Origin of the sequence: Leptospira ellinghausenii (genome assembly GCF_003114815.1) — a bacterium.
Taxonomy (GTDB): Bacteria; Spirochaetota; Leptospiria; order Leptospirales; family Leptospiraceae; genus Leptospira_A; species Leptospira_A ellinghausenii.
This window is the reverse complement of the sequence record NZ_BFAZ01000015.1, coordinates 20,710-30,245: the sequence shown is the minus strand read 5'-3', so window position 1 is coordinate 30,245 and position 9,536 is coordinate 20,710. Positions and strand designations below refer to the sequence as shown.

Here is a 9,536-nt window from a genome sequence, read left to right as displayed (position 1 = left end):
TGTGGTTTGTTCAGATCCGATATTCACAAAAAATTTCAAATGCATCGAGTCAAAAACTACATATATTCTCCCCTGACTCTTGAAGAAAGAAATAAACTTAAACAAAGAAGGCTAGTAAATCAGTATAAAGACGAAGATGTGATCAAATTAAATAAATCATATAGGTCAGCTATTCTTTATAACAACTACTACTGGATTAATTTCGATGAGAAAGACCGCATGAAGAATGAGATCGAATATAATCACAGAGCTTTTAAGATATTTAACTCAACTCAACATAGGAAATGGTACGATTCGGATTCAATAGCAAATGAATTAAAATTAAATAAACGAGAGGTGAATTTTATAATCAAAAGATGGAAGGAATATGGAATTGCCGAAATAATAGAACGAAAAGAACGATATAGGCAAGTAACGAAATTCAAAATCAAAAAAGTCAAATTGTATTACTTAATATATTCAAATATAGGTACAAAAACTAAATGAAAGAAGAAAATGACTACAAACCCAAGGCACATGAGATATATGAATTATTCAATAAACAAGATTATCGGTGTTTTGTTACGGGAAATAAGTTTACAAAGAAAAATGTTGATATTGGACATATAATTCCTATGTCAAAAGGCGGGAAACATGAGTTCGAGAATCTTTGTCTTTTCGACAAGGCTTTCACTGGATTAAAACGCTACTATACAGTAGACGAAATTAAAGAAATTCTTAAAGAGGTCTTTACACATGAACAAAAATGATCCACACTATATTGATCCGTTTACGGTAAAAGCTTTAATTTATAAGATTAATGCAATGGCTAAAACCCATGAACAGGAAAAACAACATAAGAACCCAACCACATGGGCAATGGTCGCCTATTCTCTATGCAGGAAAAACTTCTTTGCCGAAGAACGAACGAGAGAATCTTACGAAATAAAAAAAGAAAAGGCAAATAAATACAGAAATGAATCCGAGGCGGGACAATGGTCGAGGGTTGTCCATCAATTATCTAATAGAAAGTTTTGTGACTGGGAGAAGGAAGATTTACGGATACTTCAAAATTTTGAATCACAGAAAAGTAAAGTCCCGAAGTTCAAAAATCTAGATGTTCATTCAGAAGATTACGACGAATGGTCGTTAGTTTGCAGACACCTTGCATCCAAATTTAAGAAATTTTCCGCCTAACTTCCCAGAATATAGGATATGCCTCTCTACTTGAAGTAGTGGCGAATCAAAAGGTGGAAATATCTATTCATCTTTTTATTTCCAAATTATTCGGAATTGATTTCGAAAAATCAAATATTTTAGCGGAAAATGAAGTTATAGTAAATGATATATTTATTATAGTTACACTAGAGAAATTTTTCAGAACATAGGGCAAATTTTGTCATAGTCAGCTTTTTAACGTCGTCTAACTAGTATGTTTAACTGGATATATTACACATTTTTTGACGGTAAGAATAAAAACCTCTTATGGCTAAACGCCGATTTCAAAAAGAAAGGAATTATCTCCATCTTACTCCGACCAATGATAAATTCGCATTGTCGTGAAGAACTCGAAATGTAGTTAGCCTACGTTCTCCTTTAACCATTGAACCATAGAGAATGACCCAGGCTCGTTTAGATGTTCATCCCAAGCGTCTACAATTTCAGCAGATTTGCGAGAATGTACGCCCTCTTTTACCATTTTCTCAAACCACAGAAATTTCTTTTTTTTCCAATATGGATAGAAAGAACTGATTTTAAAATTAAATTTCAACATCATATAAAACTAAGGCAAGAAATAGTGATGAACTACACTGATATTATTTAAAAAGGCAGACCGAAGGATGATTTGATTTAAAATAAATCTAAAACTAAATAAAGTTGTAAAATATTAAGCAGTAAATACTGTACCTTTTCAGTTTATTTTTATGGAATTTAATGATTAAGTAAAATAGGCTGAAACTCATCTTTAATGATTAATTCAATTTCTTGAGTATTTCCTTCAAAAATATTAATCCCTTTCTCTTTTATTTTATTCATAATATTATCCAAGCTTCTTTTACCCGAAATTCGCTCACAATATTCACCAAAAACTATGAAATCAAACTGTGAACTTTTAATGCAACGAGTGAATATGAAGAATAGGATTGCATTTTCAATCAAACTTTTCATATATTCGCTATCAGAGAAAGACTCCATAATAATCATTAAATAGTGAAACGTTGTACCAAATCTAATGTAAGGCGAAACATTTAAAAACACGCAAATTAGCAAGATATCTAAAATTTGCATTACCAATGCAGAAAGGCAAAAAATAAAAACCTCCGCCTCCGACATGCCTCTTACTATCTCAGAAAAGCCCATTTGATTAGCAGTATAAACTGAAACTTTTTTCCTTAATGAATCTCCAGGCTCATCCTCAGGATTAAAAATTATAAGGTTTTTGACGTTTATCTTCATCTTATTTTCAATTTCTTCATATGAAGAAAATTGTTTAGAAAATTCTTCTATGGATGAAAAAACATAAGAAAATTCAAATAAGCCTGAAACTATATCAGAGAAAGCCTTTTGCTGTAATGCCATCCTTTCATCTTCTTTCTTTATAGCGATTATTCTAATCGGCAATATAAAAAACCTACCCATATTTTCTGTTAGTAGATTTACTGAATCGTAATAAGCCCTTTTAAAAAAATCAATAAACCTTTCTCTATCTGCTTGATTTTCATCTAAGGTAAAAAAACTCTCCAGTTTCAGAAATGGATCATATAATAAATGATAATCACCCATTGACTTAAAGTAATATTTTTCATATTCGGAAATTCCCAAATAAATAGCTCCAGAAAGAAGAAAACAACTACTCTGGCTTGCTAACTCTTCCAACTCCAATTCAATAATTTCAATTCTTTCCAGCCAAAAACAATTTACTTCTTCAATGAAGCGACTAATGATTTTAAAATTAATATCTCCTGAATCGACTCGATTTTTCAACTTAATAATACAATTTAGGTATTCTTCTTGAGAAGATTCAATATTTTTCAGCATGGATTATCTTTAAATTAGCTCTCAGGAAATTCGTATATTTCAGAGATTATTTCAAATAATTTATTAAGTATAATTACACTATCCGATTTCACGTCTGTTAAGTCCTGGCTCAAATAGACATCAGGAACTGCATGAAATAAATGAGCTGGATTATCACAGTGCAACATAGAACTTTCTCTTATAGCACCCCATAGCCCATGCGAAAAGCTAGAATCATAGTCATATAACAGATCATATAAATATTTTTCACCAACTTCTTTGCTCTTTTCTCTTATACCTTGTTTATCAAAATATTTCAAATCAATATCAATAAACTCTTCAGACCTAATTTCATTAACTATTGACTCAACAAAAGGAGGTAAAAAATGTGAACCTTCTTCAACACCACTCTCCCTTGCTTTTAGCAGAATTAATTTATATTTACTTATACCATAAAGTTTATACTCGATCCAAATTTTAGGGTTTTCGACTTCCTTTTTCAAAAGATATTTTAGCATAATATAAACTTCAATTATTGTCCGAATCGCATGCCTACCTAGAATTCGATTACCTAGTTTATTTTCATCAATCTCAATAAATATCTTCAGAGCATAATTTACCGAGCCAACAAGAACATCAAACTTATCATTTGATAAAGTTTTTTCTTTATTTGTTAAAGTAATATAGTTTAATATTTTTTTCCATTTTTCTTTCATAAGGTTAAAATCTTCCAAATTTTCTGCAAAAGAAAATGTGATCGGATTACATTCAGTAATCATCCCAAGATTTCTCCAAAAATTATTAACAAAATTTGTATCAAGCTCTTCAAGACCCGCACTAACACCTTCCATGCTTCTTATTATAGGTCTATATGATCTCATTAATTCATCGGTGTGATCTGTAAATGGATATTTTTCAAGTGCTTTTGCGGTCTCCACTTCATCACTTATAACTAATTTTTCATTAAAGATCATAAAACGTAGCACCAAATATCTCAAATCTGTAGCAAGATCAGATTGATGAAATGAAAGTGCACGAATAGCTTTTGATAAAATGTCAATCTTTTTGTTTACGCCAATATTTTTTTGGATAAAGAAATAGTCGTTAAACAGAGGATAATTTTCATATTTATACAAGAGAGTTAAAGGTGAAAGAAAATCCTGACCAACAAGTTTATTAATTATTTCATATACTATTAGCTGATCATCAAAAGATAAACTTAATATTTTAGATAACTTTGGATAAACCAAGGATTTTACATTCTTTGATATTTCAAATAACACCGAACTGGCTTTATCTAAAGCATCTTTTCTATCGTATTTGAGTAAAATCAACCCTAGCCATAGGTATTCAGGTATTCTCTCCCTACTCCAGGAGCTTAACTGTAATTTCTCTCCTAGAGCATCATTTAAGGGAGTAATTATTGTTCCCTTTTTCTTATTTAATTTGTGATCGCCTAAACTAGCAGTGTTGCGGTTAGTTTTCATACCCGAACAATAATTTTTAAATTAGAGAACTAATGTCTATTATCTTATGCTTTTTTAATAAATAAGCTACACCTGCAATTGCAGCGATAGTAAGCATCCCATTGACCGCAGAAGAAGTTTCAATTCCATCTACAATCGAACTACTAAAATGCTGGCAATTGAAATCTGTTAATTTATATTTCTTTCTAATATTTAAAGCCTGCTCCATTCTCCTAAAAACTAACTTCATAGGTAAACTTGGTTTACGAAGTTGGAAATAATGCTCCCCGCCAAGAAATTCACTCAATGTCACAACCTGAATATCCGTATCTTTGTGATTGTGCAGTATAAGTATGTTGCCATTTTTGTCTTTTCCGAAAACTACACCTGTATGTTTAAAGCCAAATTCCTTTTCTCTTGATATTTCCCATCCGATATGCCATTCTAAATTCATCATATTAAGCTCCCAATTTATTTCTACGCTTTATCGTATATTTAATTATTTTTTTAATTTAATTACTGCTTCAGCAGTTTTAAATCCCTGCATTTCTATTTCATCATAATCATCAATGTCCATTCTGGACAATGTAGTCGGATATTGTGCCGATTTATTCCTGGATTTGTCAGTAAGAATTGAATATCCATCCCCATCTCTCTGCATAGAGTAAATGCCAATATATATATATGCACCCTTCTTAGTTTTCTTAATAAAATTCATAAAAGATCTTATTCTAAGTGACCTTGTTTGATCTAAAACTAAGTTAAATAACCGAAGAAATCTAAGCGGATTGAGAATACCAGGTATTACTGCTTTCTCTAAAGGCAAGCCTGCATCAGACACAATGAGATAATCAAAAGTCAACTTATCCTGAGGTTTAAATTCTTGACTGCCACAATCAAATAGTGGTTCTATCCCCAAATTATCATAAACACCACCATCATATAAATTAATGGTTTCATTTTCTACAGTAGATACATCGTCTTCCGAAGAACCCCAACTATTTTTCTTTTCCCAGGTGAAAGATTTTTTTCTTATCTTCAAAGGCCCAATTCCACCTGGGAATGCAGCTGACACTGCCATAGCCTGGCTTAATGGAAAATCTCCTGCATCAGCATAGCCTAATGTATATTCTCCTATCCGATTACCCTTGAAACGGAATCTTTTACCTGTCTCGGCAGTAGTCGCATTAATTGACCATACGGGCATTGGTGGTAAATCTTTAAACTTGCCGCTAATGTTCCAGCAGACTTCAAGAGCATCTGCAACTACAAAAGCTCTAGAGAAAATATGTAACCAATTTTTTGGATTAAAAACTAATCTATATATAGCAGTTCTCTGTAACGATTTTTCAGTAAAAGTATATTTCAATTTTTTCGAAATTAGATCTAAATATTCTTTTGAAGTAGGAAAATTATTTTTGTTTAATGAATAGACCAGCCCTATTAATAAACTACCACCTGATACGGTTGATATATGCTGTATTTGCTCTAGTAGTCTATTTTCTGCCAGAAAACGGATTACGCCCGCATGGAATGCTGCTGCTCGAACTCCTCCTCCAGATAAAGCTAAACTGATGTGTTTTACTTCTTGTTTCATTCGAATTCTCTATTTTATATTAAATCCAATATCTTCACCTACAATAACCATCAATATAGGTAAACCTTCTGTTTTCATAATTTCAGAAAACTCATTCAGTGATGATAAATCAGTATGACTAGCTTCAGAAGAATTACCTACTGGATGAGAATGCCAATCTCCGATATAACCACAATTATTTGCAGTTCGGATTTTTATTCTCTGAATATATTCGTTTAAACCTTTTGTGCCACGAACAAAGCCAGATGCAGTTGATTTGCTATCTTCAGGTGCCTCTGTTATATCTACGATATAAATTGTCTTCGTTTTCTGATCAATATATCCAATAACAATCCCTCCAGTTTCATTTGGTAAATGTTTTGATCTAAGCGAAAACAATTTACGTTCTACAAAAGTATTATAAACAATAGACCAAACACCTATAACAACCGTCTTTTGGTCAAAAAGTTCAATCGAATACGAATCTATACCTCCAGATTCTTCATTTATTTTTAGAATGACTAAACTTGAATCACTTTCCTTTACCTTCATACGAAGTAGACTTGATAATGACGAAGATAGTAGAAGAACTTTTTCATATGACAGAACTACCGAAATATCACTACAACTAGATCCAACGCGTTGCTTTTCAATATCGGTTTCCAGAAAGCCATCCCCCCATTCTTCATTAATCAAAGCTCTAAAGTAATTTAGTTCCAGGAGATCTAGTTTTTTTGATCTTTTCTTATCTTCTAAAAATAATACACCTCCTATTCCAGTTTGATTAAAAAACAAAGTACATCCTCTTGCAACATGGTCTGACCTTGAAATGTCTCTGAGTAAATGTAACGATGCACTTGCATCTACTATCAGGTCTACATCTTCTAAACTTTTATCTAAATTAAAATCTTCGGATTGATGCAATGCAAAAGATTTACCAGGAGAAAAATTCTGGTTCATTAATTCTCCAACTAGCTCTGCTTTGTTTCTTCCAATATCCTTTTCTTTTGCAATATGCCGAAAAATATTATGCGGTTTAATTTGATCGCCATCAAAAATAATCCAATTTCCCCAACTGGATTTTGACCAAATTTCAGCAAGCGTACTACCCAATGATCCAGCTCCGATTAAAATTCCAATAAACGATCCATCACCCAACGAAATACCTGACATACGAGAAGCAAATTCTCGTGTTAAAGGATTCACAACTTCAACTGGTAAAAGCCGAATTTCGTTTAATGTGATATCGTCAGCCTGAGTTTGACAAATTTCTTTTCCAAAATTATGATTAATAAAATAATTACTTGAGTCGGTAGGAGATTTTACCAATGCACCTAACTTCATACCTAACGTTCCAATAGATTCATGAATATAAAAGGCAAACATATCAGGACTTTCAATCAATTTTCCCAAAGTATCAAATCTGTTAAATTTCAATAGAATAAATGTGCTTTTATTTATATCGTTAATGGGAGTTCCATTCGGAGTAATTTTAAGTAGAATCTGCTGCCTTAATACATTAATAACAGAAGAGGATCTCTTTAAGAACTGTTCTTCAAGTTCTTTCAAGTTTTGAGGAGTCGGGAAAACTCGTGTATGATTAATTGGATCAAGCTCGAGTATCAATATACTACAATTAGCTAATCGATAATCTAAGCAAATTCTAATGACATTACTTTCATTATCAAAATAGAAGCAATAATCGTTAGATGATTTTAATTCTTGAATTGAATCTGGCAATAGTAATTGAAGAGGACTTGCAAAGTATGGTCTTTCAAGTTCCTGTGTATCAGAATGCAAAGTTCCTGTGGAAGTTTCAATCAACCACCAACAAATTCGCATAAGAAAATTTTGAGGAGTCCAATTTCGTTCAATATCCTTCCAAGATTCAAAATATAAACACAATGTTTTAGGTATTTCTTCAGTTGGAAAATTTGTATGTAGAACATTTTCGGGAAAATTTTCTCTAATTGGAGAAACTCGAAAGGAATCATGAAATTTTTCTGAATAAAGAATAGCTAATCTTTCTCTATTAAATATACCAACAGAATTTCTACTTTTTATTGAAGTGCATTTAACGTCGACAATGAGAATCTCTATTTCTTTGTCCTCTAATTCAAAAATTCTAGATTCAACGAGTTTAAAATCAGAGTTGCTACAAATTGCCTCAATCATCTCAATGACTTTAGGCGAATGCTCCTCAAAGCGATTCGCTGAAGAAATCAATAGTGATTTTTCTAAAATCAACAAAATATCAACCCGCTTTGTAACTTCTGCTTATCGCAATATTTGGAGCAGATAATTTCTTCTGCTCTATCACTATACCGCCATTATCAATAGTGACTACGATTGGCTGAGGATCTTTTTCATCAGATTCCTCCATTGTTACCAAAAGTTTACATCCTTTAATTTCGTCTAAATACTTCTCATAGCACTTCTTTGCTTGAATATGTGGTGGTTGCGTTTGCTCGTAAGCTTCATCGTTATCTGGAATCGGTTTACTCGAACTAATGAGATACGATCCAACTTTCCCATAACGGAGCAATTCTTCAACTTTCTCTTTAGGGGTAGTTTCTTTTTCACCTTTCTCATCGCTCAGAGCTAAATAACTTGAATGATGTGGAACATTAAAAATATCCCAATTCAATCTATCTTCATTACTCTTACCTGTATTTTTATTTTCCTTTTTCGACTTTGTTACGATATCTTCAAGTACATCCCATTTAGAATCGCCCACAGCCAGGTAATCATATAAATTACCCCCAATTTTAAACCTGACATTAAAAATCAATGAAGCCTCATTGCGAAACTCTTCCTGATCATCCACATGCTTTACAAATGGTGAATGGCAAAAAAATTCAACTCCATCTATATCTAAAGAAAAGTCAGGAACCAGCTGACCAGCGTCTGTAATCAATTCCTTTCGATCTTCAACAGAAAGGCCAGTTTCTTTAAGCCAATCTTTTAAGCGATCTGGTTTAGAAAAGACTCTAATACCTTCTCCTTTCTTTAACCGATACCGTGCTTCTTGTCGCCAAATTACAAATTCGTCGCTTTGGTTTTCGTTTCCAGCCTGCTCTAAAATCATGGCAGCGGGAACCCACAAGTTCTTGATTTTAATTCTGCCTTCACCTTGATATTTTTCAGCATGATTTAATTCAAAAAATTCAGTACTATTCTCTATATGATCCGCATCACCATGTGTAAAAGCGACAACATCAAAATAATCTCTGTTGGCCTCTCTTAGTTCATTTTCTAATGCTTTTTTCAGATTAATTTCTGGCCCGCCGCCCTCTTCTTCTGTTTTCTTTAGGTGACGAAAGTCCATGAGAATACGCTTTTTATTGTCCAGAATTATCTGACTGGTATCTCCATTTCCAACTGGATAAAATCGAATCTCATTTTTCATACAGACCTTCCTGGGAATTATTTTCCCATTTTAGGATAACCTGGATTATGTCGTCAAGTAAAATAGTTGAAATATTTTCCTATTTTAG

At 32.5% G+C, this 9,536-nt stretch carries 9 protein-coding genes; 3 read left to right on the top strand and 6 right to left on the bottom strand.

Features of this window, described 5'->3' with window-relative positions; translation table 11 throughout:
- From DI076_RS20240 to DI076_RS19670, 3 genes are all read left to right on the top strand, one after another.
- Positions 1 to 486: hypothetical protein (locus DI076_RS20240; RefSeq protein WP_217349947.1), on the top strand; the 486-nt coding region annotated here is incomplete at its 5' end.
- Positions 483 to 749: an HNH endonuclease gene (locus DI076_RS19675; protein ID WP_108961551.1), complete on the top strand. Its 267-nt coding sequence runs from the start codon at positions 483 to 485 to the stop codon at positions 747 to 749. The genes DI076_RS20240 and DI076_RS19675, both read left to right, overlap by 4 nt.
- Complete coding sequence (locus tag DI076_RS19670; protein WP_108961550.1) at positions 736 to 1,176, top strand: hypothetical protein; 441 nt, start codon at positions 736 to 738, stop codon at positions 1,174 to 1,176. Before DI076_RS19675 ends, DI076_RS19670 begins: the two co-directional genes overlap by 14 nt.
- Before the next feature lie 735 nt (positions 1,177 to 1,911).
- On the opposite strand, the gene DI076_RS19665 is transcribed toward DI076_RS19670, so the two are convergent.
- The 6 genes from DI076_RS19665 to mblB are packed head-to-tail and all read right to left on the bottom strand — an operon-like array spanning position 1,912 to position 9,448.
- Positions 1,912 to 3,018 carry a hypothetical protein gene (locus DI076_RS19665; protein WP_108961549.1) on the bottom strand — a complete coding sequence of 369 codons (1,107 nt, stop codon included), beginning with the start codon at positions 3,016 to 3,018 and terminating at the stop codon, positions 1,912 to 1,914.
- Between the two features lie 14 nt (positions 3,019 to 3,032).
- A complete protein-coding gene (locus DI076_RS19660; RefSeq protein WP_108961548.1) occupies positions 3,033 to 4,484 on the bottom strand; it encodes a DUF5677 domain-containing protein in 1,452 nt (483 codons plus the stop codon).
- 16 nt (positions 4,485 to 4,500) lie between these two features.
- Positions 4,501 to 4,920: a hypothetical protein gene (locus DI076_RS19655; RefSeq protein ID WP_108961547.1), complete on the bottom strand. Its 420-nt coding sequence runs from the start codon at positions 4,918 to 4,920 to the stop codon at positions 4,501 to 4,503.
- Positions 4,921 to 4,962: 42 nt separating this feature from the next.
- On the bottom strand, positions 4,963 to 6,060 hold the full coding sequence (locus tag DI076_RS19650; RefSeq protein WP_108961546.1) for a patatin-like phospholipase family protein: 1,098 nt from the start codon (positions 6,058 to 6,060) through the stop codon (positions 4,963 to 4,965).
- Positions 6,061 to 6,069: 9 nt separating this feature from the next.
- Entirely contained in the window at positions 6,070 to 8,289 is a 2,220-nt protein-coding gene (gene cap2-3, locus DI076_RS19645; protein WP_108961545.1) for an anti-phage 6A-MBL system cap2_3 protein, read from the bottom strand.
- 4 nt (positions 8,290 to 8,293) lie between these two features.
- Entirely contained in the window at positions 8,294 to 9,448 is a 1,155-nt protein-coding gene (gene mblB, locus DI076_RS19640; protein WP_108961544.1) for an anti-phage 6A-MBL system MBL-fold protein, read from the bottom strand.
- Positions 9,449 to 9,536: the final 88 nt, after the last annotated feature.